General features: G+C 47.8%; 17 protein-coding genes, 2 pseudogenes and 1 riboswitch. Of the genes and pseudogenes, 5 read left to right on the top strand and 14 right to left on the bottom strand.

Features of this window, described 5'->3' with window-relative positions; genetic code table 11:
* Positions 1-171: 171 nt before the first annotated feature.
* Positions 172-1,176 carry a LacI family DNA-binding transcriptional regulator gene (locus LCM00_RS15740; RefSeq protein WP_224903828.1) on the bottom strand — a complete coding sequence of 335 codons (1,005 nt, stop codon included), beginning with the start codon at positions 1,174-1,176 and terminating at the stop codon, positions 172-174.
* Between the two features lie 306 nt (positions 1,177-1,482).
* On the opposite strand from LCM00_RS15740, the gene LCM00_RS15735 reads away from it, so the two are divergent.
* The 5 genes from LCM00_RS15735 to LCM00_RS15715 all read left to right on the top strand — a co-directional run bounded on the left by LCM00_RS15735 (position 1,483) and on the right by LCM00_RS15715 (position 8,616).
* Positions 1,483-2,799, top strand: coding sequence for a hypothetical protein (locus tag LCM00_RS15735; protein ID WP_224903826.1), 1,317 nt, complete (start codon positions 1,483-1,485; stop codon positions 2,797-2,799).
* A gap of 267 nt (positions 2,800-3,066) precedes the next feature.
* Complete coding sequence (locus tag LCM00_RS15730) at positions 3,067-4,365, top strand: amidohydrolase (RefSeq protein ID WP_224903823.1); 1,299 nt, start codon at positions 3,067-3,069, stop codon at positions 4,363-4,365.
* Positions 4,358-5,605: a M20 family metallo-hydrolase gene (locus tag LCM00_RS15725; protein ID WP_224903821.1), complete on the top strand. Its 1,248-nt coding sequence runs from the start codon at positions 4,358-4,360 to the stop codon at positions 5,603-5,605. The genes LCM00_RS15730 and LCM00_RS15725 overlap by 8 nt, the downstream gene beginning before the upstream one ends.
* Before the next feature lie 36 nt (positions 5,606-5,641).
* The gene (locus LCM00_RS15720; RefSeq protein WP_224903819.1) at positions 5,642-7,078 is read left to right on the top strand and encodes a M20 family metallopeptidase; all 1,437 of its coding nucleotides are present in this window, start codon (positions 5,642-5,644) and stop codon (positions 7,076-7,078) included.
* Positions 7,075-8,616: an AbgT family transporter gene (locus LCM00_RS15715; RefSeq protein ID WP_224903817.1), complete on the top strand. Its 1,542-nt coding sequence runs from the start codon at positions 7,075-7,077 to the stop codon at positions 8,614-8,616. Before LCM00_RS15720 ends, LCM00_RS15715 begins: the two co-directional genes overlap by 4 nt.
* 172 nt (positions 8,617-8,788) lie before the next feature.
* Here LCM00_RS15715 and LCM00_RS15710 read toward each other — a convergent pair whose 3' ends face one another.
* The 13 genes and pseudogenes from LCM00_RS15710 to LCM00_RS15655 form a co-directional block, all read right to left on the bottom strand.
* Positions 8,789-10,828 (bottom strand): S-layer homology domain-containing protein, encoded by a 2,040-nt coding sequence (locus LCM00_RS15710; protein ID WP_224903854.1) that lies wholly within the window; start codon positions 10,826-10,828, stop codon positions 8,789-8,791.
* A gap of 18 nt (positions 10,829-10,846) precedes the next feature.
* Positions 10,847-10,990, bottom strand: a pseudogene (locus LCM00_RS24925) (S-layer homology domain-containing protein); the annotation flags it as partial.
* A gap of 453 nt (positions 10,991-11,443) precedes the next feature.
* Positions 11,444-12,370: a methyl-accepting chemotaxis protein gene (locus tag LCM00_RS24920; protein ID WP_404802166.1), complete on the bottom strand. Its 927-nt coding sequence runs from the start codon at positions 12,368-12,370 to the stop codon at positions 11,444-11,446.
* Between the two features lie 12 nt (positions 12,371-12,382).
* Positions 12,383-13,426: pseudogene (locus LCM00_RS24915) on the bottom strand (cache domain-containing protein); the annotation flags it as partial.
* 133 nt (positions 13,427-13,559) lie between these two features.
* The gene (locus LCM00_RS15695) at positions 13,560-15,404 is read right to left on the bottom strand and encodes a nitrilase-related carbon-nitrogen hydrolase (protein ID WP_224903812.1); all 1,845 of its coding nucleotides are present in this window, start codon (positions 15,402-15,404) and stop codon (positions 13,560-13,562) included.
* A 131-nt stretch (positions 15,405-15,535) separates the two neighbouring features.
* A riboswitch (cyclic di-GMP riboswitch) is annotated at positions 15,536-15,626 on the bottom strand.
* 291 nt (positions 15,627-15,917) lie between these two features.
* Positions 15,918-17,813 carry an alpha/beta hydrolase gene (locus LCM00_RS15690; RefSeq protein WP_224903810.1) on the bottom strand — a complete coding sequence of 632 codons (1,896 nt, stop codon included), beginning with the start codon at positions 17,811-17,813 and terminating at the stop codon, positions 15,918-15,920.
* A gap of 11 nt (positions 17,814-17,824) precedes the next feature.
* Entirely contained in the window at positions 17,825-18,853 is a 1,029-nt protein-coding gene (locus LCM00_RS15685; RefSeq protein ID WP_224903808.1) for a LacI family DNA-binding transcriptional regulator, read from the bottom strand.
* A 92-nt stretch (positions 18,854-18,945) separates the two neighbouring features.
* The gene (locus LCM00_RS15680) at positions 18,946-21,039 is read right to left on the bottom strand and encodes an ADP-ribosylglycohydrolase family protein (RefSeq protein ID WP_224903806.1); all 2,094 of its coding nucleotides are present in this window, start codon (positions 21,037-21,039) and stop codon (positions 18,946-18,948) included.
* A 16-nt stretch (positions 21,040-21,055) separates the two neighbouring features.
* Positions 21,056-22,207, bottom strand: coding sequence for an ADP-ribosylglycohydrolase family protein (locus tag LCM00_RS15675; RefSeq protein WP_224903804.1), 1,152 nt, complete (start codon positions 22,205-22,207; stop codon positions 21,056-21,058).
* A gap of 10 nt (positions 22,208-22,217) precedes the next feature.
* Positions 22,218-23,675 (bottom strand): extracellular solute-binding protein, encoded by a 1,458-nt coding sequence (locus LCM00_RS15670; RefSeq protein WP_224903802.1) that lies wholly within the window; start codon positions 23,673-23,675, stop codon positions 22,218-22,220.
* Positions 23,676-23,738: 63 nt separating this feature from the next.
* A complete protein-coding gene (locus LCM00_RS15665) occupies positions 23,739-24,617 on the bottom strand; it encodes a carbohydrate ABC transporter permease (protein ID WP_224903800.1) in 879 nt (292 codons plus the stop codon).
* A 13-nt stretch (positions 24,618-24,630) separates the two neighbouring features.
* Entirely contained in the window at positions 24,631-25,530 is a 900-nt protein-coding gene (locus tag LCM00_RS15660) for an ABC transporter permease (RefSeq protein ID WP_224903798.1), read from the bottom strand.
* Entirely contained in the window at positions 25,511-26,422 is a 912-nt protein-coding gene (locus LCM00_RS15655; RefSeq protein WP_224903796.1) for a ribokinase, read from the bottom strand. The genes LCM00_RS15660 and LCM00_RS15655 overlap by 20 nt, the downstream gene beginning before the upstream one ends.
* Between the last annotated feature and the right edge of the window lie 3 nt (positions 26,423-26,425).

Below are 26,425 nucleotides of genomic sequence, written 5' to 3'. Positions count from 1 at the left end.
AATAGTTTTAGCAGATAAGACCAATTAAGCTCTTCTGCATGAATTTGTGAAAAGGTTTTCCTAGCTCTTACATTTATGATTATATTAAGTATTTAATAGTTTGACAAGCTTTTTTGAAAACGATTTCCTAAAAGTATATTTTTCTATGAAATAATGATTCTTCCAGTCTGTTCAAACCAATTTCTTCACACTGTCCCGCAGGCTCAGCCGATAATCTACATAATGCTCCTGAGGCGCAGTGCCGGGCTGGACAATATTTTGCAGCAGAGCCTCCATGGCTTTGGATCCCATGGCTTCAAAGTCGACCCGGACTGTTGTCAGCTGCGGGCGCACAAGCGTTGCCAATTCAATATCGTCAAACCCTGCAATTGAAATATCGTCTGGGACCCTGTATCCCTGGTCCTCTGCACAATTTTTGGCGCCAATAGCAATCGTGTCGGATGCACAAAGGATGGCCGTCGGAAGATCCCTATTTCTAAGCAAGGTTACCATCGCCTCATATCCATCCCCGGAGGAAAAATTGCTTTCGGCTAGGAAATCCTGATTGACAGGAAGCTTGTGCCGGCTCATTTCATCCAGAAACCCTTTATAGCGCGAATAGCCCGCTGACTGGTCATGCAGCGGTCCATGAATCATCCCGATTTTTTTATGTCCGCAGCGGACCAGGTATCTGACCATTTCTGTAATTGGGGTATAGTTGTCCACATCAATCCAGGAAATATTATGACCCGTTATTTTTTGCCCTACCAATACAACGGGAATTTTATTTGCCTTTATCCAATCCACATGCTGTTCGGTCGTATGGATTGCCGATAAAATAATGCCATCAACCTGCTTCTCCTTAAATATTTCAAGCGATTTCAGCTCCATTTCCGGATCAAGCCTGGTGTTGCTCAGGATAATATTGTAGCCATTCCTGTTAGCCACATCTTCAATGCCGTTGATCAGCTCGGCGGATGTATAGTTAATTTGCGGAAAGATGACCCCTATTAAGTTCGTAGACTTGCTGATCAGGCCCCTTGCAAGTGCATTGGGACGGAATTGGGTCTCACGGATTACCTTCTCGACTTTTTCCCTTATTTCATCATTCACAGGCTTGCTTTTATTAATTACACGTGAAACCGTTGCAACCGAGACTCCTGCCATTTTGGCAATATCTTTTATAGTTAACTTCATAGTTTATTCCAACCTCTCAGGAAAACGTTTTCTTATTACCTTGAATCTATAATTACACAGCGGGTTTGTCAATATAATTCCATGCCATATTTAGTGCCAGGTACCATGAAAAGACACTTTCCCATATTTGTCCATGGAGCGTACCTGGCACCGCAAAAAGACACTTCCACCCTATTTGTCCACGGAGCGTACCTGGCACCATAAAAAGCCACTTCACTTCTTTTTGTCCACGGAAGGTACCTGGTACGGTAAATGTGGTATATAATAGGCAGAAGATTACAGCTGATGCGGAAATAGGTGAGTGGAATGGAGATTGCGTTAGGGGTTATCGGGCCTGAGGATTCGGTCCGGCATATTATGGATTCGGCAGAGTCTTTTTCGGATTTGCGGCTGGTTCCTTTTTATTATGGGAGCCTGGAGGATATCGATGGGATCATTGAGGAAAACCAGCAAAGGATCGACCAGTGGTTTTTTTCCGGGCAGGTGCCTTATACATATGCTTTATCAAAGAACCTGATCTGCGAGGAGAACAGCTTTTATCCTCCCCTTTACGGTGCGAGCCTGCTGGGGAAGGTGCTGGAGTCTTATCTTGATAAGGAACGTGTGATCAAAAGCATCAGCCTGGATACGATCCAGGAAGAAGAGCTTGAAACGACGAAGCGCTATTTTTCGCTGCAGAGCCTGGAGATCCATTCTTTTTCTTATCCGGATTTCCGCCCTGTTGAGGAGCTGGCCGAGTTTCATATAAAGCTTTACCGCGAGGGCAGGACTGAAGCGGCTTTTACCTGCCTGCGGTCAGTCTATGATTATCTAAAAAAAATGAAAATTCCCTGCTACCGGGTGTACCCTTCTCATCTCTCGATTCAATTTGCACTGAGAATATTGAAGGAACGGGGCCATTCATCCTGGTATCAGCGGTCTCAGATGGCGCTGCTCGGAATCGAGCTCATTCAGCCGGACAATGACGGAGAGTTCTTTTTTTCATATGAAAGAAAGCACAAAGAGCTTGCCATGAAGAAGCTGCTCATTGAGCTTGCGGAGCATGTGAACGGGTCATATGTACAGATTGGCGACGGCCTCTATTTTATCTACACAACGCGCGGCGAGGTTGAAATCAAGCTTGATAAAAAGGATCTTTACGATCTGATCGAAACGGTTTATGCCCAGACACAGTTCCGCCTCCGGATCGGCCTTGGTTACGGCATCACTGCGCTGCAGGCGGAGGAAAATGTGCAAAATGCACTCAGGAGCGCACGCCAAAAGGCCAAGCCGGCAATTGTTCTCGTCGATGAAAATGAGGAACTGACAGAGTTTCAGCCGTCCGGGGATTCGGTTACCTATCATTCTAAAAAATGGAGTGATGAGGAATGGGCGGACACGCTGAAAAAAGCGAATATCTCTCCTGTCGCGCTTTCGAAAATCCAGACATTGTCCAATTTTTATAAAAAAACCGAAGTGAATTCCCGCGAGGTGGCAGGCTGGCTGGAGAGCACTGAGCGGAATGCGCGGCGGATCCTTTCCGAGATGGAAACAATCGGCCTCGCTGAAAGCAAGTCAGTCCAGGCGGGCCAGTCAAAAGGCAGGCCGAGAAAGGTTTATAAACTTTTACTGAATGGTAATTAATAGCAAGCCGGCAGGAGCTTTCTGCGGCTTGCTTTTTATTTTGCTTTCCAGCCGTTCCCTGCTTAATTTCCCACTATCTATACATACCCTGTTTGTGAATTATTCTACAAAGTATCAATTTTCTAAATATTGTAGTATACTCCCTTTAAGGAAATAAAACGGCTATTATCCGAAAACCAAACTCTGATAATTAGACCAATATACTTCCTCTATACTTATCTTAAATTTGGAAACAACCAAAATTTTACATACAGGGAGTGCTGAAACATGACCAGCGAGTTTGTCAAAAATCTTACTCCGCAGCTAGTGGAATGGCGCAGGACGCTTCATAGCCTGCCGGAATTGGGCTTTATGGAATATATCACAACCTACCGGATCGGGCAGGAACTCGAAAAGATGGGCTTTATCCTCCATATCGGAAGGGATGCCCTGCAGGAAGATGCCCGCCTCGGCGTACCGAAAAAAGAAGCCCTGGAAGCACACGAAGAAAAGGCAGCTGCTTGGGGAGTCGAGCAAGAATGGCTTGATAAATTGTCAGGCGGCAATACCGGCCTAGTGGCAACTTGGGATACAGGAAGAGCTGGAGACCATATCGGGTTCCGCTTTGATATCGATGCCCTGCCGATTCTTGAATCTGCCGATGAATCCCACCTCCCATGCAAGCATGAGTTTGCCTCAGGCGAACCTAATGTGATGCATGCATGCGGACATGATGGCCATGCGACAATCGGACTTGGAACAGCAAAATATATTGCAGAACATACAGATGAACTTAAGGGAAAATTCACGCTCCTTTTCCAGCCGGCTGAAGAAGGCGGGCGCGGCGCAAGGGCGATGGTGGCAAAAGGCTGGCTCGATGATGTCGATTATTTTTACTCCGGGCATATCGGAATCCACTCCTATCCGGTAGGTACAATTGCCGCGACAACAACAGGCTTTTTAGCTTCAACCAAATACAATGTTTCTTTCAAGGGAGTCTCCTCCCATGCCGGCATGCATCCGGAGCTCGGCAAAAATGCCCTGCTTGCCGCAACCACTGCAGCTAATAATCTATACGCAATCCCGCGCCATTTTGATGGCGTCACCCGCGTAAACGTAGGTCGCCTGACAGCAGGAAGCGGACGCAATATCATCCCTGAGGACAGCTATATGGAGATTGAAGTCCGCGGTGAAACACACGCTATCGGCGACTATATGGCAGACAGCGCCCTTCGGATCATCAAGGCCGCGGCCGATATGCATGATGTTTCCTGCATAATCGAGCCTGTCGGCGTCACCGAGGTGATGACCTGCGATGAAGAGCTCATTCCGAAAATCCAGGAGTGGTGTGCTTCAAGCGAGCTTGTCACTGAGGTCATCCCTTCTGTCCCTGTCTCCGGCTCTGAAGACGCGAGCTTTATGATGAACAAGGTACAGGAGCATGGCGGCAAGGCGACCTATATGCTCTTTGGCACTAAGCTTGACTTCCCGCACCACCATCCTCAGTTTGATTATGAGGAAGGAGTGCTTGCGGCAGCGGTCGATACATTCGCCAGCATCATCAAAGGCGGCTCCTCCAATGGCTGATTTGCACAGCTGGCTTGAAAAAAATCTGGCCATCCTTAATACAGTCTCTAGCATGGACCAGCCGGAGGGCTTCACCCGCCTCAGCTTCACCACTGAGGAAAAAGCTGCCCATGCTGCGTTCAGAAAAGTGGCGGAGGAGCTCGGGCTCCATACCCATCAGGATGCGGCCGGCAATCAGTGGGCCATTTGGGAAACAGGCAGCAGCACACCGGCCGTTGCTGTGGGCTCCCATCTTGATACAGTTGTGAATGGCGGCGGCTATGACGGCCCAGCCGGGGTGCTCAGTGCCCTGGCCGCCGTCAAAACACTGAAGGATTCAGGGTTCCGGCCAGCGAGAGATATTGCAGTCGTCTGCTTTGTCTCAGAAGAGTCGGCGCGATTCGGCCTGTCCACTATCGGCAGCAAAGCCGTCTCCGGAAAACTCAACAGCCGGGAAGCCGGCAGGATGACTGACCGCAATGGTGTCACTGTTAAAGAGGCTGCTGAGGAATTTGGGCTCAACTGGTCCAGGATTGAAGAAGCAGAACTGCCTGCTGAGAAGCTTGCCTGCTTTTTAGAGCTTCACATCGAGCAGGGAACCCAAGTCGAAGAGCATGGTGCAGAAATCGGGATTGTAAACGGCGTTGCCTGCCCGGTCCGCCTGAAGATTCACGTCAAAGGAATGGCTGGCCATACCGGAACGACTCCGATGCATAACCGCAAGGATGCATTTGTGGCCATCGCCCCGCTCGTCACCTTTGTGCATGAAAGGGCTTCACAGCTTAGTGAAGAAAGCATCCAGCCGCTCGTCGCCACAGTCAGCACCATTGATTTAAAACCGAACAGCATGAACGTCATCCCCGGAGAAATCGAGCTTGGCATCGATATCCGCAGCGTTGATGACATGCTGAAACGTTCTTTTTCAGAAGAAATAAAGGAATTTTGCCAGGAGGCCGCTGCAGACAGCGGGGTGGAAATTCATGTAGAAACTCTAATCAACAATGATTCCATCATGCTTGATGCGGACATGCAGCAAAAACTCACCGGAATATGCGGAGAGCTGGGCTTAAAGGCCCACAGCATGAACAGCGGCGCCGGCCATGATGTCATGAATATGGCAGCCAAATGGCCTTCCGGATTAATTTTTATCCCCTGCAAGGATGGCATTTCCCATCACCCGGACGAATTTGCCTCCATTGAAGACATTGCCAAAGGCGTTCGAGTAATCACACGATTCCTGGAAAAAGAGGCTTCCTTATAACAGCCGATATTTGACTTATTTTAAAGGAGTGACCTGATGACTTCCCCTGTAAAAACATATTTATCTGAAAATAGACAACTTTTTGAGAAGATTAGTGAATACATCTATCATCATCCAGAAACACGCTTCGAAGAATATGATTCTGCTGAGTTCCTTGCAGCTGAATGTGAAAAATCCGGTTTCCAGGTTGAACGGAATGCCGGCAATATTGAAACCGCCTTTGCTGCCTCCTATGGCAGCGGTTCTCCTGTCATCGGCTTCCTCGGAGAATTTGATGCCCTTTCCGGCCTTGGGCAGGAGCCTGGCAAATCCTCTCCAGAACCGACTGGGAAAAATGCCGGCCATGGCTGCGGCCATAATCTGCTTGGCACCGGTGCTTTTGCAGCAGCCTGCGCCGCAAAGAATTATCTTGAGGAAAATAATCTGCCGGGGACGATTAAATTTTTCGGGTGTCCCGGTGAAGAAGGCGGTTCAGGCAAGACATTTATGGTCAGGGAAGGGGTTTTTGACGGAGTCGATATCGCCCTTACCTGGCACCCGTCGCCGGCCAACAGCATTATGAGCTTATCAAGCCTTGCAAACTATCAGGTATTTTTCCGCTTTAAAGGTCTTTCCTCTCATGCGGCCAACTCCCCTCACCTTGGGCGGAGTGCACTGGATGCAGTCGAGCTTATGAATGTCGGGGTCAACTACCTCCGCGAGCATGTCATCCCGGAGGCACGCATCCATTATGCGGTCACCAATACGGGCGGCATTTCGCCGAATGTGGTTCAGGCGGATGCAGAGGTCCTGTATTTAATACGCTCCCCGAAGGTTAAACAGGTTGACGACATCTACAAGCGGGTGTGCAAAATTGCGGAAGGTGCCGCTTTAATGACTGAAACGGAGCTGACCATCGAGTTTGATAAAGCCTGCTCCAACTATATCCCGAACCGCAGCCTGGAGCGCATCCTCCATGCAAGCCTGCTGGAGGCTGGGATCGAAAAGCCGGACGAGCAGGAAGAGTTCTATGCGAAACAGCTGTGGGACACGCTCTCTGAAGGCGAAAAAGAAAGCTATATTGATATTTTAAAAGGTTTCGGCTACATAGGGGACGGCAGTGAATTTGCCGGAAAATATCTGGCAGACACGATATCGCCGTACCAACCGTCAGACGGCATCCTTTCCGGCTCGACCGATGTCTCGGATGTCAGCTGGGTCATCCCGACCGCACAATTGACAGCTTCCACCTCTGCTCTCGGAACACCGCTGCATACCTGGCAGATGACCGCCCAGGGAATCAGCAGCTACGCCCATAAAGGCATGCTGCGGGCGGCGGAGGCGATGGCATTGACAGCCATCAGGATGCTGACGGAAAAAGAAGAGCTTGAAAAAGTACAGCAGGAATTTGCTCAATTCAGGGACGGAAATCCCTATACATGTCCAATTCCGGAAGGTGTAATGCCTTCCAAGTTATCGGAGGGGTCCTCATGAAACTTGAAAACCAGCCTGGCACAAGTCCACAGAAGAAGGAAGGGTTTTTTCAGAAATTCTTGAACGGAATTGAAAAAATAGGCAACAAGCTGCCAGATCCATTTATTTTATTCGTCGTACTGACGCTTCTGGTCATTGTCGCTTCAGCGATTTTTAAAGCGTTCGGTGCTACAGTCGTCCACCCCGGCACAGGGGAAGAGCTGCCCGTCAAAAGCTTAGCATCCGGTGAAGGTCTGCAGTATATCCTGAGCTCGATGCTAGATAACTTTACGGGCTTCGCACCGCTCGGCCTCGTACTGGCCATGATGCTTGGTATCGGCTTGGCCGAGAAAGTCGGATTGCTCGATTATGCCATCAGGAAGACCATCCTGAAATCACCTCCGGTACTGATCACTTATACCGTTGTGTTTGTCGGTATCATGGGGAATCTGGCATCAGATGCTGCCATGGTACTGATCCCGCCGCTCGCCGCCATGGTTTTCTATAAAGTCGGGCGCAACCCGATCGCAGGCCTTGCAGCCGGGTATGCTGCAGCCGGTGCCGGTTTCACAGCCAACCTTGTCATTACAGGGACAGACACATTGCTTGCAGGTATTTCCACGGAAGCTGCAAGGATCATTGATGACAGTTTTACCGTTTCACCTGTTGATAACTATTATTTCAATATTGTTTCGGTCTTCCTTCTCACCATTGTAGGCAGTCTCGTGACAACTAAATTCATCGAGCCGCGCCTTGGCAAATATAAAGGAGATGTTGTCGAAGAAGCAGTCACTGAAGACCATCCGAAAGCAGGCAAAGGCCTGCGCAATGCTGTCATTGCCGGAGGAGTTTATTTAGCCATTATCCTAGTCACTCTCTTCCTGCCTGACAGCCCATTGCGCGGCGAAGGCGGAACCATTGTCCCATCTCCATTCATTGACGGAATCGTTCCTATCACCCTTATCTTCTTTATTGTGATCGGGGTTGCCTACGGTATGACAGTCGGAAACATCAAATCAAGCGGAGATGTCGCCAAGTACATGGCTGAGTCGATGAAGGATATGTCAGGCTATATCGTCCTGATTTTTGCCATTGCCCAATTCATCGCCTATTTCAGCTGGTCCAACATCGCGACATGGGTAGCTGTAAACGGCGCCGAATTCCTGAAGGACATCGAGTTCACCGGAATCGGACTCATCATCGGATATATCATCTTTACCGCCTTGCTGAACTTCCTGATCACATCTGGTTCAGCCAAGTGGGCGCTTGAAGCTCCTGTCTTCATCCCAATGTTCATGCAGCTGGGCTACAACCCTGCATTCACCCAGGTTGCCTACAGGATAGCCGACTCGTCCACAAATATCGTCACACCATTGATGCCATATATGGTCATCACCTTGTCATTCATGCAGAAGTACGATAAAAAAGCCGGGATCGGGACCTTCATTGCCCTTATGCTCCCGTACTCCATCTGCTTCCTGATCACCTGGATCATCCTGATCCTCGTATTCTACTTCTTCGGCATTCCGTTTGGGCCGGGGATTGGGCCGATGCTGTAAAAAAGAATGCTTACTTGGTACCAGGTACCTAAACAGGAAAAGGCCCGCAGCCAAATGCGGGCCTTTTCCTCAATAAGTGTGTTTGCTCCCTTCAACCACGGATCCTAAAGCTCCGGTCTCCACATAAAAAAAGCCCCATGGAGATATTCTCCACAAGGCTTCCTCTTTTTCATTATTTCCCGTTGCCCACCGTAATAAAAGTCTTCCAAATCCCTGTACTCTGAGAAACTTCTTCTCCTAAAACCACCAATTTGCCTTTGTGGTTAAAAAGGAAGTACCCTTCTCCACTTAAACTGTATGTTTTAATAGGTGTAAAAGTCTCATAGTTATAAACATAGACTCTATCACCTACCGTTAAATAGAATTCTGTCAGTTCCGAATTGAACGTGACATCATTGAATCCTGTTTTCAGGTCAGTGAAGAACTTCATATTTGTATCTTTTAAAGATGTTGATCTAAAGACTGTTCCGGCATGGTTAAACAGGTAGCGGCCATCAGGAGAAATGGTCATATAGGTATCCAGCCTATAATCTCCATGATAAGGAGAATCATAGCCTCCTGTAAATATACCATTTTCAACAGTGAACACTTCCATATCCCGCGGGCTGGTATCTGAGTCTATCGCATATATTCTCTTTTTGTCAGGATGCATAAAAATTTCGCTTTGCTGGCGGATCGATTTAGACGATACTTCAGCACCGGTTTCTTTGTTATAGCTTTTTAAGTATGTCCATTGGCCCGAACCTGAAGAAACATAAATAAAGTTTTCATCAGCAGCAATGTCATACGGGTCCACATTGATATCAAAGTATTTTTTTATCTTAAATGTCGCAGGGTCAACAATAGCTACTGCCCCTTCTTGTGCTTCATCCCACCAATAAGAGCTGTGTTCTCCTTTTAACAGGGTGACATAAAGCTCCCCATTCTCATAAAAAACGCTCTCTGCAGGCAAACTGAATGGCAGACGCTTAATGGATTTCGTTTCATAATTAACAGCAATCAGCGCACCATCTTCGTTGATTCCATACACAACCGGAAGCTCACTGTCATGCACAGCATCCAGGAAGATATCGGACAGTGTTTGCTTTGTGCCTTGGAAAGATTCCAGATCCACCGGTTCCGGAAGCTCTTCCTCCACTTCATCCTCATTCCATTCTTCATCTTCCTCATAGTCTAAAACAGGCATGTCAGAAAATCCCTCGGTTCCGATTTTCTTAAAATCAGCCTTCTTATAATCGGTTAAAAACTCATTCACATAATCTGAAGAAATGGCAAAGTTAATATCTTCAAATCCAAAAGAATTCAGTCCAAGCACATAGCCCTTCATATTTAAAAGCGGCCCTCCCGAGCTTCCAAAGGTGATTTGGGCAGTTGTTTGTATAGCCTTTAGGCTGCCCATCTCATCTTCAAAGATTTGCTTCCCGGATACAATCCCTTCTGAAATTGTATTTTTCAAACCAAACGGGCTGCCGATTGCTACTGCTTTTTCGCCTTTAACTGCTGAACTAAAGCTAGCCAATGGCAGGGAAGGAAAACCAATTCTCTCTGCCGGCTTCAGGATCGCTATATCAAGATACTCATCGTATTTAACTACCCCTTCCAGTTCGAATTCCTGGCCGCTTTCTGTAATGGCAACAGCCCTTGTTCCCCCGCTGATGACATGAAAGTTTGTGGCTACAAGCTGGTTGGCCACAATGAATCCGCTTCCTTGTGAAACCAGTTCATCATTTTCATCATATACCTCAATGACAACAACACTCTGCTCATTCTTTGCAATTTCTTCTGTACTGCGCACTGGCGCTTTTGCCATATCGTACGGTTTGAAATCTTCATTTAAAAAGCGGGCCATGAACGCAGCAAAATGCGCCCTGATCATGGTTGCATTCGGCCGGAAGGTTCCATCCGGATAGCCGCTCGTGATATTATGTGCTGCCAATGCCTGTACAAATGGATAAGTGCTTGCTGTGGCCGGCACATCTTTGAAGCTTGAATAAGAAATGCCTTTAAGCTTATAAGCATTCACAAGAATAATCGCCATCTGGCTTCTTGTCAGCAGACCATTTGGATCAAAAACTCCAGGGCCTTTACCTGAAATGATGCCCATCTGTTTTGCTTTGGCAATCACTTCATACCCATAACTGCCCTTTGGGACATCTTTAAAATTAGGGTTTGGCGCATCCCCTGTTTTAATGCCAAGTTCTCTTATAATCATCTGAACGGCCTGTAAACGCGTTATCGGATCCTGCGGCCCAAATTTACCGTTTGGATACCCGCCAATAATTCCTCTGCCTGATAAAAATAAAATTTCATTCCGAAAGGCAGATACGTCCGGAAAGATTATGCTTCCCTCCGCCTTTTTAGGGTTAATCGACACCGGAATAGTCAACAAGAGAAATAGAGTTAAAATAATCTTAAATGCACGCTGCAAGTGCGTTCCTCCTTCATGGTTATCAGATAGATTTTAATGGAATTGAAGGAAAATAGCTTGTTGTAAAATATGGGTTTTATTTCAAAGGATAATTTATTTAAACAGAATAGGAAAATACTTCAGATTCTCCTTCTCCCAACAAAAATACGATTAAAAAAATCTAACTTGATCCTCCTGGGCTCCGGGCAGTTTTGAAGCAATTAAATGCTTCATCTCTCAGCACACTTAGGATTTCTGCCTGCATTGATTCGGGGGAAATATACTTGTATATTTTTCCTGAAATATAAATAGCCCAAATTCCTCAAAAGGAATTTGGGCTGTGAGAACATCCTATTAAGGGGAAGGGATAGTGCCCTCTCCCATAGGTAAGCAAAGCGTATAAATCTAACCCATCATCAATTACAGCTTAAACTGCCCAATAGCCTCCTGAAGCTCAACAGCCATTTTGGCCAGTTCCTGTGCAGCGTAAGAAACATCCTCCATAGAGGCGCTCATCTGCTGGGATGAAGCTGCCACAGTCTGGGAGTGGTCGTTCACTTCTATAGTTGTCTGTGAGACCCGCTGAATATATTGAACAACATCCTGGATGCGATCCCTCATGGTATCCATGGCTGTTCCTGCTTCGGTGACGTCTTCTGCAACCCCCATGACAGAACTGCGGATTTCACCGAAAGCCGTCCCGCTTTCGTTCACAAGCTGGAGGCCCTGCTTGGCAGACTCTGATCCTTTGTTGACAAGGTCCATGGAGTCCTGGATTCCTTCTTTAATATCAACTACGATTTCATTGATCTGCAAGGCTGACTGGCTTGATTGCTCTGCCAGCTTGCGGACTTCGTCAGCCACAACAGCAAATCCTTTTCCATGGTCCCCAGCTCTCGCCGCTTCAATGGCTGCATTGAGAGCAAGCAGGTTGGTCTGCTCTGAAATGGACTGGATCATCATCGTAATCTGGCCAATTTTATTGGACATTTCGCTCAGCTCACCGATTTTCTCAGCAGAGGAAGTGACATGCAGGTTGATTTCGCCCATCTGCTGGACCGTTTTGCTGACCACTTCTCTTCCTTTATTGGCAGTATCTGCAGATTGGCTGATCGATTTTCGGACAGCCAGCATGCTTGTCCCGACCTTTTCTACATGCCCTGCTACTTGATTGATAACCCCGACTGCATCCTCCATTGCATCGCTCTGCTGATCTGTACCGGCAGCGACCCCCTGGATGGATTCAGAAATCTGGTTGGATGCTTTCTGGTTTTCAGCCGATCCGGCAGCCAGCTCCTCAGAAGTTGCTGATAATTGCTGGGAACCATCAGAGATCTTAGTGATCATTTCTTTAAGATTGCCTGCCATCAGGTTATAGTTCCGGCCCATCTCCCCGATTTCGTCATTGGATTTAATATCCACCTGCTGTGTGAGATCGCCATTTGACATCAGCATAGAAAAGTCGCTGATCTTTTTGATGTTGCCGGTGATGCGCAGGCTCATGAAAATGGAAACCAGGACAGCAATGACTGCTACGACGGCTCCCAAAATCAGGAGGGCCCGGCGGATTTGGTCAGAGGTCGCAGACAGCTCGCTCTCTTCAATAACAGCAATGTAATTCCAGCCTTCATTATTGGAGCTGATCACATTCAATACATAATCCTTGCCGTCTATATTTGTTTCAAAAGAGCCATCCTTTGTTGTCGCAGTCAATCCATTAATTTTCAAGTCTGAGATCGGCTTAAAGTTCATCTCCGGCTTCTTTGGATGCGCGAGCACCGTTCCGTCACCCTGCGTAAGCATTACATAGCCATTTTTCCCAATCTTGATGTCTTTGACGAGATCTGTTAATCCGCCGAGACTGACATCAAATCCAAGCACACCAACCTTTTTCCCGCCCTGTTCAATTGCTGATACATTGCTGACAATGACGGCGTCCGAGCCGTTTGCCGCATAGGCGCTTGTCATTTTCACTTCGCCTGAGCTGTCAATGCCTGTTTGATACCAAGGGCGCTCCCTCGGATCAAATCCTGGGGTGGTAGGACCTTCCGGATATTGGACATAGCCTCCATCCTCTGTACCCATATACACATACGCTGCATTCGGATGCGTGCTGCCGAACTGGGAGAACACCTGGAATATCTCTTTTTCCAGTGCACCATTTTGGGAAGGTGTCATTTCAATCGTATCGCCGCCTGATGCTTTTATATAAGAAGTGATGCTTTCATCGGCTTTTTGTACATCTGGATTTGTCGCCAAAAGCAGGGCGTTTTCCCTGATGGATTGAAAATAGATTGAGATGGCGTTGTCCACCTGCTTAATTTCTCTTTCACTTGATCTGATAAAATCCTTTTCCGTCCGGTCGGTAACAGTGCGGTCCACAAGGAAACCAATCAGCACCATCGGGATGATCGCCAGAAGCAGGGAGTAAACAAGCAGCTTCCATTTGAATGATATTTTCATTTTTTTCATAGTTCCCATGCCTTTCTATTAAACAAGAAAAAGGCATGGGGCTGCCTTTTTCCTGCTGTTTATTTTACTCTTCGATAAGTGGTTTGAAGTAAGCTGTCTGCCTTGAAAGGATGAGCATTTCCTGATTGAACCAGGCGTCAGGCTGCACCGTCCTGAAGGAAACGATGAAAGCTTCTTCACTGCCGGCTGATGCGGCCATAGGCTGGTCAAGCGCATAGAGCGGGTCCAGTGTATAAAGGCTGCTGCGGCCTAAATAATTTGCTTCAGTTCCTGTATAGTTGGCTACAACCGTATAAGCCTGGGCTCCGATTGCCACTGCATCCCATGTCACCATGCTGCCGTCCGGATAAGGATTGGCTGATAGGCGCTTTTCGATTTCCATATCACCGCCATATTGTCCATTCCACGCAGATGGGATGGCGATGATATCAGCACGATTGGCTGCCAGCACTCCTGATGCTTCCGGATAGACAGCATCCTCGCCAATTAAAATTCCTACTTTTCCAAGAGCGGAGGTCTCAAATACCGGCAGATCATTTCCTGCCTTTGCCCACTTTTTGTCATTCTTGCTTAAATGCGTCTTTTGATATTTACCGGCAGTCTCGCCATCCTCGGTTACCAGCGCAGCTGAGTTATAGAGCTTGCCGTCTTCTTTTTCAACAATTCCGTAGATAATCGATATGTTGAACTCTTCTGCAAGAGCAGCCATGAATTGTGCTGTCTCGCCATTAGCCTTTTCGGCCAGCTTTTCAATCTCTTTTTTATCCAGTCCCTGTACAGGTCCTGTTGCAGACAGTTCAGGAAGGACAACAAGGTTCAAGTCCTTGTTCTTTTCCTTTGCATCCCTGATCAGTCCGGCAATCTTTTCCCTATTGGCCTCTTTATTGCCAACTGCCGGCTCATACTGAAGCGCAGCTGCCGTAATATCCTTCGGTTCTGCTGTTTTTGTATAGTCCCACGGAGCGACTTTCAGCATTAAGTCTTTATAAAGCTCAGGTCTTCTTTCCTTCAAATACTCTTTATTCTGGTTGTCATATTCTTTCGGGTCAATAGTCGCATACGTAATCGTTGTTTCATTGATGTCTTCGCTTGGATCCATGACTACAGCGGCTTCGGCAAGCTTCTTGCCTTCCGGAGACCAGACGGCGCTGCCTCCGACCATATGGAAGCCGTTCTCAGTATTAGAACGGTTGGCGCTGACTACATACATCCCATTCTGCTGAGCCCGAGCAGGCAGGGCCGAAATGGCCTGTGCCGATGAGTTAGTAGGGAATGCCAGGATATCGGCCCCTTGCGCCCCTGCTAATCTCGCAGTCTCCCAATAGGCTGAATCCATACAAACATTGATGGCTATTTTTCCAAGCTTTGTATCAAAAACAGGCACTCCCAGGTCGCCCCACGCTCCCCAGTGCATTTCTGTTTCCCACATTTGCGTTTTGCGGTATTTGCCTACAAAGCCTTCAGGACCGACAAGAGCGGCAGCGTTATAGTAAAGATCTGTCTCCTTGTCTACTTCTGGCATGCCGAATACCACGTAGGAATCATATTTCTTGGCCAGCTTTGCGAAAGCGCTGGTCGTCTTTCCAGGAATCGTATCCACAAAAGGCTCGATCGCTTTGCGGTCAGCATAATAATAGCCTGTTGTCGCCATTTCAGGAGCAACCACCAGCCTTGCCCCATTCTTGAAGGCTTCCTCTGTCACTTTCAGGAGTTCATCTACGTTTTTATCCCTTTCATTCAGAATGGGATTGAATTGGACAGACGCCACTTCGAATGGTTTCGAGAGTGCTTGTTGGCTGACCTTCCCTTTAGCTTCTGCAGGCTGGTCCGCCTGCAGCCATTGATAGCTGCCCGCTGCGATGAGCGTCAGCATAACAGCAACAATGATAATTAATTTTCTTGGCTGCATGTTCTTTTTCTCCTTCACTGTGCAAATTTTCGGGTAAAAGAATATATAGCTGCATTGCATGTATACCGGTAAAGCAAAAAAAGATGGCCAATCCAAATAATAGGAACAGCCATCTGTCTAATTCAGGCTAATCCGGCGGCCTGGCAATCATAGCTCCAATAGGGAAGCCTTAGACCCATAGCTTTGCGTCCCTGCCTTTCAGCAGGTTTGCCTTTATCAGAATGAGCATATAGTCGTGATTAAAATTACCCACAATAACCTTTATCGTCATAAGACTCAGCTGCTTTAGCGAAAACTCCAAAGTTCCACTATTTATATTTTTCAGAAAAGGTGACAGGCACCTCCCGATATTTGTCGATTTTCCTCTGAAGGTATTTCAAGCTTCTGGAGCTGACAAATGACATTAAGCTAGCTTTCAACTCTTCCTGAATGCTCCTGCTCTCAGCAAAGCCAGTAATATAAAAGAAGAGGCAACCCCTCAAAGGGTGCCTCTTTTCAAATAAATTAGTGCTGCTAATGTTCCTTGACTGCACTCAGCCCATTACCAAACATATACTCCAGTCCCTCCTCAAAACCCAGGCTCCATAAATTTGTATCATGCCCGCCGTTTAGAATCCTGAGTTCTGCCGGACTCCCCGGGACCTCCTCCCACTTTGCAAAGGGACGGTTAAAAAGGTTGGAGCGGTGAAGATGCTGATAGAGGGAGACTGCCTGGACTTCCATATTGTATTTGTAGGAGTCCTCAGGCAGATCTTCCTTTTCGCTGACATGGTTCCAGTCATCATCGCCGGCATAAATATAGACTGGAACTTCATAAGGCTGCTTGCCATATTGTTCAAGTGCTGCAGGATAGTTAAGAGCATCCCAGAGAGCAGGGTTAAACGGCTCCCCGAACGAGCCCCTTTCGACAGCGCCTGATGTTGCAGGCGCCTCATCATGCTGGAGGGCCGGACTCAGCAATGATGCAGCGGCAAATTTATCCGGATAGGTCAGAGCATATCTTAAAGCGCCATATCCTCCCATGGAGTAGCCGACAAGGCCTCGCCCTTCCCGCGACGCAATGGTTTTATAGTTCTGGTCGATTTCTTTTATCAGATCTGAAACGACTGCAGTCTCGACAGCACCATATTTTTCTGAATCAACCCAATAGCTGTTCCCAGTAATCGGTGCAACCGCAATGACAGGGCCGATTTCTTCGCTTTCTATCTTCTTATCCAGGATAGGCCAGAACTTATTCCAGCTCTTTTCGTCTCCCCAGCTTCCATGAAGCAGATAGACAACTGGGTAGCGTTTATTTTCTTCAGCATTATAGCCTGCGGGCACATAGACCTGATAAGGAAGGGAGCGTCCTCCAGCGTCTGTAAGGATTTTTGACGTGACGGTCCCTTTCCTCTTTGTAATATATTTCGAGGCATCATATACCGGTGAAAAATCCGGTGCTTCCGGCTTCCCAAATAAGTATTTCAGCCCCTCTTCAAAGCCCTTCAGCCAGACGTCCAGCCCATGCCCGCCATTGATGATCCTGAGTTCCGCAGGATTGGCCGGCACATCCTCCCATTTTTCAAAATCGGCCGCAAAAAGGTTTTTCCTGTGCAGCTCCTGATAAAGCTGGACAGCCTGGACTTCCATATTATATTTGTAGGCATCTGCCGGAAGGTCTTCCTTCTCGCTCAAGTAATTCCAATCATCATCCCCTGTGACGATGTAGATTGGAAGGCGGTGCGGCTGTTTCACATAAGAGTCAATGCCTGTCGGGTAATTTTTGCTGGTCCAGATTCCCGGATCATACGGCTCTCCAAAGCTTCCCCTTTCCACCGCTCCTGAAGTAGCGGGCGGTTCAGCTTTCTGGATGGCCGGGCTGAGAAGCACAGTGCCAGCGAATAAATCCGGGTAGGTCAGGCTGTATCTCAATGCCCCATATCCGCCCATCGAATAACCGGAAATATAGCGGCCTGTGCGGTCCTTTTTCGTATTATACTTTTTATCTATATTTGGAATAAGGTCCTGGATAACGGCTGATTCATAGTGGCCATACTTTTTAGAGTCGACCCAATAGCTGTTTCCGGTGGACGGGACAACAGCGATGACCGGGTCGATCACCTTATTTTCAATCATTTCGTCAAGCTTAGGCCAAAACTCATCCCAGCTGTTTTCATTTCCATTGCTTCCATGGAGAAGGTAAAGGACCGGATAGCCTTCTTTGCGTTTTTTATCATAGCCTGAGGGCAAATAAACCTTGTAGGATAGCTTATGCTGCTTTGGGGTTTCATCATGGATGAGTGCCTGTGAGGCAATGGAATCTGTAATCTGGACACTTTCCTGCTTCTGCTTTGATCCGAATGCGTCGGGTGCGATTGAAGCCAATATAAAAAGAATCAGTACTGCTGCAATGTTTACCTTCCTGGCCATGCATACCCTCCTTAAATATATAACTCATCCCGCCTGCCTTTCCTTCTGGTTGATTCCCTTATGACGAGGCGGACATCCAGTACTGTCTGGCTTTCGTATTCCCCGCGGTTCTCAATCAGTCCAACTAAACGGGCAGCAGCGACTGTCCCGATGCTGAAGATCGGCTGTTCAATGGTGCTCAGCTCGGGTTCAACCATTTCGCCAAGCTTGATTCCGTCGAAACCAATGACGGCAATATCCTCCGGCACCTTTTTCCCAAGCTGCTTCAATGTTTTCAGCGCACCGATGGCCATCATATCATTGGCAAGAAACAGACCGTCAATATCGCTGTGCTGCTTCAACAGTGCTCCGGTTACAGATTTGCCGCTTTCCAGGGAAAAATCGCCCTCCATCACGATAGGGCACTCGGACGGCAGCTTCTCTTCCAGTATCTCTTTATACCCCCGAAGGCGCTCGATCGAAGGGGGAAAAGTATGCGGTCCGCTAATATGGGCAATTTTCTTACAGCCGCTCTCAATCAAATGGCTGACAGCAAGCCTTGCCCCCTTTCTGTTATCCATCCCGATGCTATTAGGGGAATCATGGTCGGCTGCCCGGTCGATCCGGACAAATGGAACATGAAGGGCATCCAGCTCACTGAGGATTTTTTTGCTGAATTGAAATGAGGCAAGAATCAGTCCATCGATATAACGGCTTTCAAGATTCCTCCAAAATACGCTGTCCTGCAGGCTTTCTTCATCCGCATGAATCAGGATGAGCGAATATCCCTTTTCCTTCGTTTTCTTTTCAATGGACACAACAAGCTCCGGGAAAAAGGGATTGGTGATTTCCGGGATGATCAAAGCAATGGTATCCGTTTTTTTCCTGGCCAGGCCGCGGGCAATTTCATTGGGCCGGTAATCCAGCTCCAGCATCACTTCCTGGATTTTCTCTCCGGTCCTCCCGCTGATATATCCGTTGCTGTTTATATATCGTGAGACAGTGGCCACCGAAACCCCGGCTTTCCTGGCAACATCCCGGATGGTGCTGTTTTTTTTCATGGAGCTATTCCCCTCTTAGCGAAAGCTCTTTTCCGCTCTGCAGGTTCCATCGTAATGCAGGCAGACGTGAAAAGAGCTTCGCTTATATAAATTTATCCTTCTGCTCTCACTTCAAAGGAATGGACAAGCATTTCCCCTTCATCCATACAGCCGAAGCCATACATTCCATAAGCAAGGGTTTCATCCTGATAAGACAGAACAGTCCGCCCGTTTATATAAAATTTAATCAGGCTGCCCCTGCATTCCGCCCTGAATGTATAGGGCTTTCCATATTCCCATTCATAAGGAACAGTCAGGAGACGCTTAACCCCGAAATCATTTAAAATCAGCGAAACCCTATTTTCGCCGTCAAAGCCGGCATAATAACCTCGCTTTATACCAGGGGCACGGAACAGCAGAAGATGGCTTTCACCTCTCACCGGTTCAACTTCTGCAGTCAGCACAAGATTCCGGCTGTAATAATTCCCTGTAAATGAACTATTGTCACCTTCGCTTATGCATCTGATGGAATTTCCCTCAACCGTCCACTCTCCGCCGCTGTGGGAAAATGGCATAAGGCTGAGAAACTCCTTTTCCAGCTTGGAAAAATCAATTTCATAGTCGGCGTTGCCATGGATATGGAATGAACTGATATAAAGAGCACCAAAAGCGCGTGCAGTCAATATGGAAGGGCTTTCAATTTTATAGCCGATTTCATCAATCATACTGCCCTTTGTATCAGGAATAATAAATTCAAGCTTCTCCCATGCCCCCTCCTTTAACAGGACTTTATCCATCAGAATATCTTCCTGTGTTGAGGTATCTCTCACATAAGGAGTAATATAAATGCCCGAACCCTGCCATTTATCAAGATAAAGCTCTGCAGTTACTGTCTGCCCGCTGTATGCCTGCGGGGAAAAGACCGGCTTATATTTTTCATCATTGAAATCAGACCGCCGGTAATACGGTTTATAAAAAACCTTTCCAAAGTCCCCTTCAACCATCCGGTCAAAAATCACTTCCAGTGAGCCGCCGCCAATTCCAGGATGATGGCGGAGGGCCGGAATCTTGAAGGAGTTGCTGGTGCGGAATCCATGGGTGGAGCCAGGAAGGGCAAAATCAAAGTACACCTCTCCCTTCCTGACTGTAAGTCCTTCAGGAGGCTCCTCGCCGGCCAATTTGTATCCGAGGAGAGCCAGCTCCTTTGAAAAGGTCGGCATATCAATGATATTAAGATAGCCAGATACACTCGAAGCGACGATATAATCATTCATCGGCTTCCGGTAATGGGCCGGTATCCCCTCAAGGCCGTTCATCACACCAGCAATCGTACCGACATTTCCGGCATTGCAATCGGTGTCCCAGCCGCACATTGCTGCAATCTCAATGGTCCTTGCGAAATCTCCTTCTCCGTATAAAAGGGCAAGTGCACATACTCCGGCATTCGGGATGATATGGCAGATTCCTGTATATTTATCATATCCCCAGTCATCATGCAGGTAGCGGAGGCAGGCGCGGAAATCATCCGGATTTTCCTGATGGCAATCCATGACCGCCTGAACGACCTTGCTGTACAGCGAATCATCAGGAATGACACTGAGCCCCGCTTTAATCACCTCATCTAACGCTGCGGTTTCAAATGCCTTGCTGATGCATGCAGCCATAAAGCGGGCACCATACAATCCGTTTTTATCATGGGAAACACTTGCCGCCATCTCGGCATAATGCGCGGCCCTTTCTATATTGCCGGGAAAAACCAGGCCCCAGCTGTCCACAAATATCTGGCCGCCAATCTGTTCAGCCAGAATGATTCCATTTTCTTCAGCAGACCCGGACCTTGGGGCGGGTATGCCGTTCTTCAGATTCTTGTACGCCCTGTGCTCTGAGCTGATATCCTCTCCGCCCCACCAGATCATCCCGACATTTTCGCGGCAATAGTTCAGCCAGGCCCTTCCCACATCCTGCGGCTCCATCTCCCTGCCCGCAGCATCATCATAAAGTGCCCGGATAAAGAAGACGGGTCCATTTGCATCATCATCAGCCGAGAATGTTTTGTAGTCTTTTACATACCCCTTGATTTCTCCATAAACAAGCTGGATTCTTTCTGCTGTCCATTCTGTCGGCTCCACCGGGACACCCAGCCTGATGCCGGCATTCATACCCAGGAAACCGGCATAGACCTTATGCAGATAGTTGTCAGAAATCAATTCCTCACTCCCGTTTCTATTGCTGAAGCAATTTCTGTCTCTTTTCGTTCAGCAGAATATCCTCCCGGATCAGCTCCTGAGCCAGAATGGCGAATTCATCAGCAAGCCCCATGAGGTCCATCTTATTCGTCTCTTCCAGCAGCTCAATATCCTGCTCAGCCAAAACATCTTCTCCATGCATCACACCCAGGATCGCGCCTGCCATGACTCCTATCGAATCGGTATCACGGCCCGAATTGATGCCGTCATAAACAGACGGATAGAAGCTTCCATCATTCAGGACAATAAAGGCCAGTGCCATTGGCAGCTCTTCTATTGAGAAAAGCCGGCTTGGCGTATAATGGTTGGAGGCTAGCCCAGCTTTCTCCATTTTCCGGTGGACATCATCTCCCATCGGCGAATATGGAGCGATCTTCTCCTGCAGTGTCCGGATCACTTCGTCCATCCCCGCTTCTTTTGACCGAAGCTCAAAAGCCGCATCAGTCAGATCACAGATTGCTTTTTGGGTGCCGTCCTTTGCGTACAGCAGAGCCGTCTCAACAATATCAGCAGCACCAGCACCAGGCTCGAACGCCTTCGCCACACAGGCGGCAAACACCCCGGCAGCCTCGAGTCCATAGCTGACCTGATGGCCGATGGCAAACAGGATCGCCTCATCGTAGGCAGCCTTCGGATTGCCTGCATTTACTATCCCTATCGGAGTGCAGTACATAGCAGCGCCGCAGTTGACCATATTGCCATGGCCTCCTTCCCGCGGCTCGCAATTGGCAAGAACATGGCGGAGAAAAATATGCTTTTCCGGGTAAAAAAGCCTGTCAATGACAAGCCCTTCCTTATCGAATTCAGGGATATACGTTTTCCGGAACGCAATCTCCTTGATGAATTCCTTCCCCATATCATATGCATCAAGATGCCTTTTTTCCTTCAGATAGACATTTATCAGGGCACGCATCATGAGCGTGTCATCTGTCACGATCCCATTGCCGCGCTTTCTCCCGAGATTAATCTCGGGAGAGTTTGCCTTGTACCATTCTGTCCGGAGCGATTCAACGCGCCCGTACTTTTCCTTGATCTGCTCATAGCTCAGCTTCTCAACCGGCGCTCCAAGGGCATCGCCCAGGGCAGCCCCCAAAATTGCGCCTCTTACTTTTTTTTGAAAAGATATCATGAAAGTCTCCTTACTTGATATTTTCATTCGCATAGCTGGTAATTTCTTTTCCGCCCGCCTGGTTCCACTCGTCCACAAACTTATCGAAATCGCTGACAGGGCGCTTGCCGGTAATGATATCTGTGGCATATTCCTTATAGAGGTTCTCCATCGCATCCCAGTTGGAAATATACTGCTCCGGAAGGATGAAGCTGTTGTCTTCCTTATAGAACTCATTGGCCAGGTCTCTTGATTTCTGGGCAGGCTCGCTCAGCAGCGGTGTTTTCAATGGCTTTTCAGTATTGAATTCAGCCGGTTCCCAGAATCTTGCATACCACTCGCTGTAATACTTGTCAGTCAGCTCGATGCCGCTGTCTGTAACGTTATAATGCTCTCCTTCAAAACCAATCCTGTCCAGAAGCTGCCCTTTATCGCTGGCCAGATAGTCAAGCACCTCAAAAGCAGTATCCTTATGCTTGGATTGTGATGAAATCGCCATTCCGCGTGATTCTTTTGTAATATCCGTTGCTGTAAAGCCCTGGTCCTCGCCTTTGGCTGGCGGAAGAACGACAAGGCTCGCTTCATCTCCGTTGACCTGCTTCATTTTTCCATCATAGATATCAATGACCTTTCCATTGGTGCCCACGATGACGGCTGTTTCTCCATCATAGAAAGCTTTTTCCTTTGTGTCCCATTGCTTTGTCAGATACTGCTGATCAAGGAGCCCTTCTTCATAAAGCTTATTGTAGAATTCCAGCTTTTCTTTTTCCTTGTCAGATACCTTGGAATAGATGTATCCATCGCCTTCCTTCAGCCATGTCTGATTCAATCCGAAAGCCATTTCAAAAATATAGTCAAGCTCTGTGATATCTCCTGCGGCCGTGATGGCATTCACCGGCTTGCTGCCTCCCGGCGGATTTTCAACAAGCTCCTTAAAGAAATTATAATAATTGTCAATTGTCGGGTTTTCCATCAGCTCTTTAGATCCCGCTGTTTTTTCAAACCAGTCTTTGCGGATGACCGGAGTCTTGCTGTCCAAAGGCTTGATCCAAAGAAGATAAGGATAATTAGCCAGCCTTTTCTCGTTATGCGGCTCCAGGATGTTCTTCACATTTTCCGATTTCTCAATATAAGGTCCCAAATCCTCCAGGAGATCCTGATCGGCAATCTGCTGGTCTCCGCCCTGGAAATAGATCATATCGGGAATATCTCCGCTCATCAGAAGCAGATTCAGCTTTTCCGCATAATTCCCCTGCGGCATCTCTACCAGTTCAAACTTTACATCCATATCCTTATCCTCTTTTAAGGCTTTGGAGAGTGTTTCAAAATACTTCTGCGCAACCGGATTGGATGGGCCTTCATCCTTATAGACGACCCTCAGTGTTGTTGAACCATCTTTTGATTCTTCTTCACCCGTATCTGATTCCTTCGAGCAGGCCGTGACCAGGATCAGCATGAGCGACATGAACAACAGCAAATACTTTTTCATTGTGTTTCCCCCTCTTTCATTTAATGGAATGTAATAGGAATGCATGCTGCAGGAAAAGGATGATCAGTCCTTAACACCCCCTTCAAGCGCTCCTTTCGCGTAATATTTCAGTATCAAAGGATAGAAAATCAGCAGGGGAACGATCGAGATGATAATTGTGCCTGCCTGAAGCGACCCAAAATCCAGGGCAGCAATCTGATCATAGGAAAGAACATTCTGCGCCCCCAGCAGGGAGGTGTTATCCCTCTCAACGACAAACTGCCTCAGAACCACCTGAAGCGGCCATTTGTCAGGGGTGGTCAGGTAAATCGTCGCCCGGAAGTACTCATTCCAGTGATATACCCCGTAAAAGAGGCCCATTGTAGCAAGAGCCGGCTTTGACAGCGGCAGCATGATCTTCGTGAAAATTTTAAAATGGCCGGCGCCATCAATTCTTGCCGCCTCCAGGATGCTGTCAGGCACATCCTCAAAGAACCGCATCATGATGAACAGATAAAAAACGTTGATGGCTTTATACAGAATAAGAGATAAATAGCTGTCAAGCAGACCCAGATCCTTTACCAGCAGGTATTCAGGAATCAGGCCCGGCTCAAATACCATAACAACAATCAGGAATAGAATGACCAGTTTTTTCCCGGCAAAATTTGTCCTTGCCAGCACATAGGCAGCCATGGCTGTCAAAAACAGATTCAGTGCTGTACCGCAGATGGTAATCAGCAGGCTGTTAAAAATGCTCTTTACAATAAGCGGATTGGAGAAAAGCACCTGATAATTGATGAGCGAGAAGCCTTTCGGCAATATATCAAGGCCTTTCAATTCATGCACCTTCAGCGGATCTGACAGTGACATTGCCAGCAGATTCAGGATGGGCACAAGGACCAGGAGCGAAATGATAATCAAAACTGTATAAATAATAACCATGGATGTGTTAGTTTTTCTCATTGTCCTCCACCTCCTACCAGACTCCTTTTCCGCTGATTCTTTTCGCGATAAAATGCGTGCTCAGGATCAGCACGACACCAATGACGCCTTTAAACAGGCTTGCCGCCGTGGCATAGGCATATTGGCCATTCAATATCCCGATCCTGTACACATATGTATCCAGGATGTCGATAACCGAAATGACCGAATCATTGATCAGGTTAAACACCTGGTCAAAGCCTGCGTTCATGAAAAACCCGAGATTCAGGATAAATACGGTTATGATGGTCCCGTAAAGCTCAGGGATCGTAATGAGCCTCATCTGCTGCAGCCGGGATGCGCCGTCAATCCTAGCCGCTTCGTATAGAGACGGACTGATTTTCATGATGGCCGCAAGATAGATGATAGAATCCCAGCCGGCACTTCTCCACATCTCCGAGAAAACCAGCACCCAGCGGATATGATCCTTGCTTGTCATAAAATCGAGCGATGGGAGCTGAAAGAAATTCCGGAGCGTATTGACTCCCCCATCAACAGGGCTCAGGAATGCAATCCACACCCCTGCAATGACAACCCAGGATAGGAAATGCGGAAGGTAAACGACAGACTGGACATATTTCCTGAATGGGCCGTTCCGCACTTCGTTGATCATAAGCGAAAGAATGATTGGAACCGGAAAAAAGAACACCATCTTCATGGTTGAGATGATGACCGTATTCCTCAGCACATCGAAAAAAGCCGGCGAGCTGAACAGCACTTTAAAATGCTTCAGTCCCACCCAGACATTGTCCCCGATTATCCTGTAATCCTGAAAGGCCAGCTTCATGCCAATAAGGGGGATTACATGGAAGATGCCGAAGTAAACCAGTGTAGGAAGCAGCATCGCATACAGCACCCAGTCCGCCTTCAGCTTTTTAAAAACTCCCTGCACCATCCGGCTCCCCTCCCTTCAAAAAGGCATCAAGCTCAGCCCTTGCCGGCATCCCGGTCTGGGCTCCTTTTTTTCTGACGGAAAGCCCAGCTGCTGCACTCCCAAACCGGATGCTCTCCTCCAATGACCAGCCCTCGGACAGTCCGACAGCCATTGCCCCGCAGAAAGTATCCCCGGCGCCGGTTGTATCCTCGGCCTTTACCTTCAGCGCCGGAATATGGACAATGCCTTGCCCGTCATGGAATTTAACGCCCTCTGTGCCGCAAGTAATAACCAGCTTTTCCGGATATCGGGCCAGAGCTTCCTCTTTCGTTTCAGCTGTGCTGAGCACCATTTTGTATTCATGCTCATTAGGAGTCAGGTAGGTTAATTGTCCGATCAGCTCAGGACTCAATTTTTGAGCGGGTGCAGGGTTTAAGATGATAACCTTCCCTTTTTCATGAAGCCTGGGCACAATATGTTCAATCATAGTCAGCGGCGTTTCCAGCTGGAAGATAATGATATCGTGGCGCAGCAGGGAATCTGCCACTCTCTCAATATAGTGAATATCTGTATGCTGATTGGCACCGGGAATCACGATGATCCGATTATCAGATTGGCAGATTTCTATGAATGCCACGCCTGTATGGGCATCCGCCTGCTGCAGCCCCGTAATGTCTACATTTTCAGAGGTCATCTTTTCCTTGACCAGCCTGCTGTTTTCGTCGTTTCCGATGGAGCCGAACATCGACACCCGGCCTCCAAGGCGTGCGGCCGCTATCGCCTGGTTGGCGCCCTTCCCTCCGAGTGACATAAAAAAATCGCGGCCCATCACTGTTTCTCCTGCAGCCGGAAACTGTTCTGTTTCTGCGAAATAGTCCATGTTCAGGCTGCCTACCACTGCAATTTTTTTCATATT

The organism is Bacillus infantis (genome assembly GCF_020171945.1).
In the GTDB taxonomy this organism is placed as follows: Bacteria; Bacillota; Bacilli; order Bacillales; family Cytobacillaceae; genus Bacillus_AB; species Bacillus_AB infantis_A.
The sequence above is the reverse complement of the archived record's forward strand: the minus strand, read 5'-3'. Positions and strand labels throughout refer to the sequence as shown.

Coding starts and splice junctions, on each gene's coding strand:
- LCM00_RS15740 (WP_224903828.1), bottom strand. CDS start 1,176: ATGAAGTTAACTATAAAAGATATTGCCAAAATGGCAGGAGTCTCGGTT.
- LCM00_RS15735 (WP_224903826.1), top strand. CDS start 1,483: ATGGAGATTGCGTTAGGGGTTATCGGGCCTGAGGATTCGGTCCGGCAT.
- LCM00_RS15730 (WP_224903823.1), top strand. CDS start 3,067: ATGACCAGCGAGTTTGTCAAAAATCTTACTCCGCAGCTAGTGGAATGG.
- LCM00_RS15725 (WP_224903821.1), top strand. CDS start 4,358: ATGGCTGATTTGCACAGCTGGCTTGAAAAAAATCTGGCCATCCTTAAT.
- LCM00_RS15720 (WP_224903819.1), top strand. CDS start 5,642: ATGACTTCCCCTGTAAAAACATATTTATCTGAAAATAGACAACTTTTT.
- LCM00_RS15715 (WP_224903817.1), top strand. CDS start 7,075: ATGAAACTTGAAAACCAGCCTGGCACAAGTCCACAGAAGAAGGAAGGG.
- LCM00_RS15710 (WP_224903854.1), bottom strand. CDS start 10,828: ATGATTATAAGAGAACTTGGCATTAAAACAGGGGATGCGCCAAACCCT.
- LCM00_RS24920 (WP_404802166.1), bottom strand. CDS start 12,370: ATGATCACTAAGATCTCTGATGGTTCCCAGCAATTATCAGCAACTTCT.
- LCM00_RS15695 (WP_224903812.1), bottom strand. CDS start 15,404: ATGCAGCCAAGAAAATTAATTATCATTGTTGCTGTTATGCTGACGCTC.
- LCM00_RS15690 (WP_224903810.1), bottom strand. CDS start 17,813: ATGGCCAGGAAGGTAAACATTGCAGCAGTACTGATTCTTTTTATATTG.
- LCM00_RS15685 (WP_224903808.1), bottom strand. CDS start 18,853: ATGAAAAAAAACAGCACCATCCGGGATGTTGCCAGGAAAGCCGGGGTT.
- LCM00_RS15675 (WP_224903804.1), bottom strand. CDS start 22,207: ATGATATCTTTTCAAAAAAAAGTAAGAGGCGCAATTTTGGGGGCTGCC.
- LCM00_RS15670 (WP_224903802.1), bottom strand. CDS start 23,675: ATGAAAAAGTATTTGCTGTTGTTCATGTCGCTCATGCTGATCCTGGTC.
- LCM00_RS15665 (WP_224903800.1), bottom strand. CDS start 24,617: ATGAGAAAAACTAACACATCCATGGTTATTATTTATACAGTTTTGATT.
- LCM00_RS15660 (WP_224903798.1), bottom strand. CDS start 25,530: ATGGTGCAGGGAGTTTTTAAAAAGCTGAAGGCGGACTGGGTGCTGTAT.
- LCM00_RS15655 (WP_224903796.1), bottom strand. CDS start 26,422: ATGAAAAAAATTGCAGTGGTAGGCAGCCTGAACATGGACTATTTCGCA.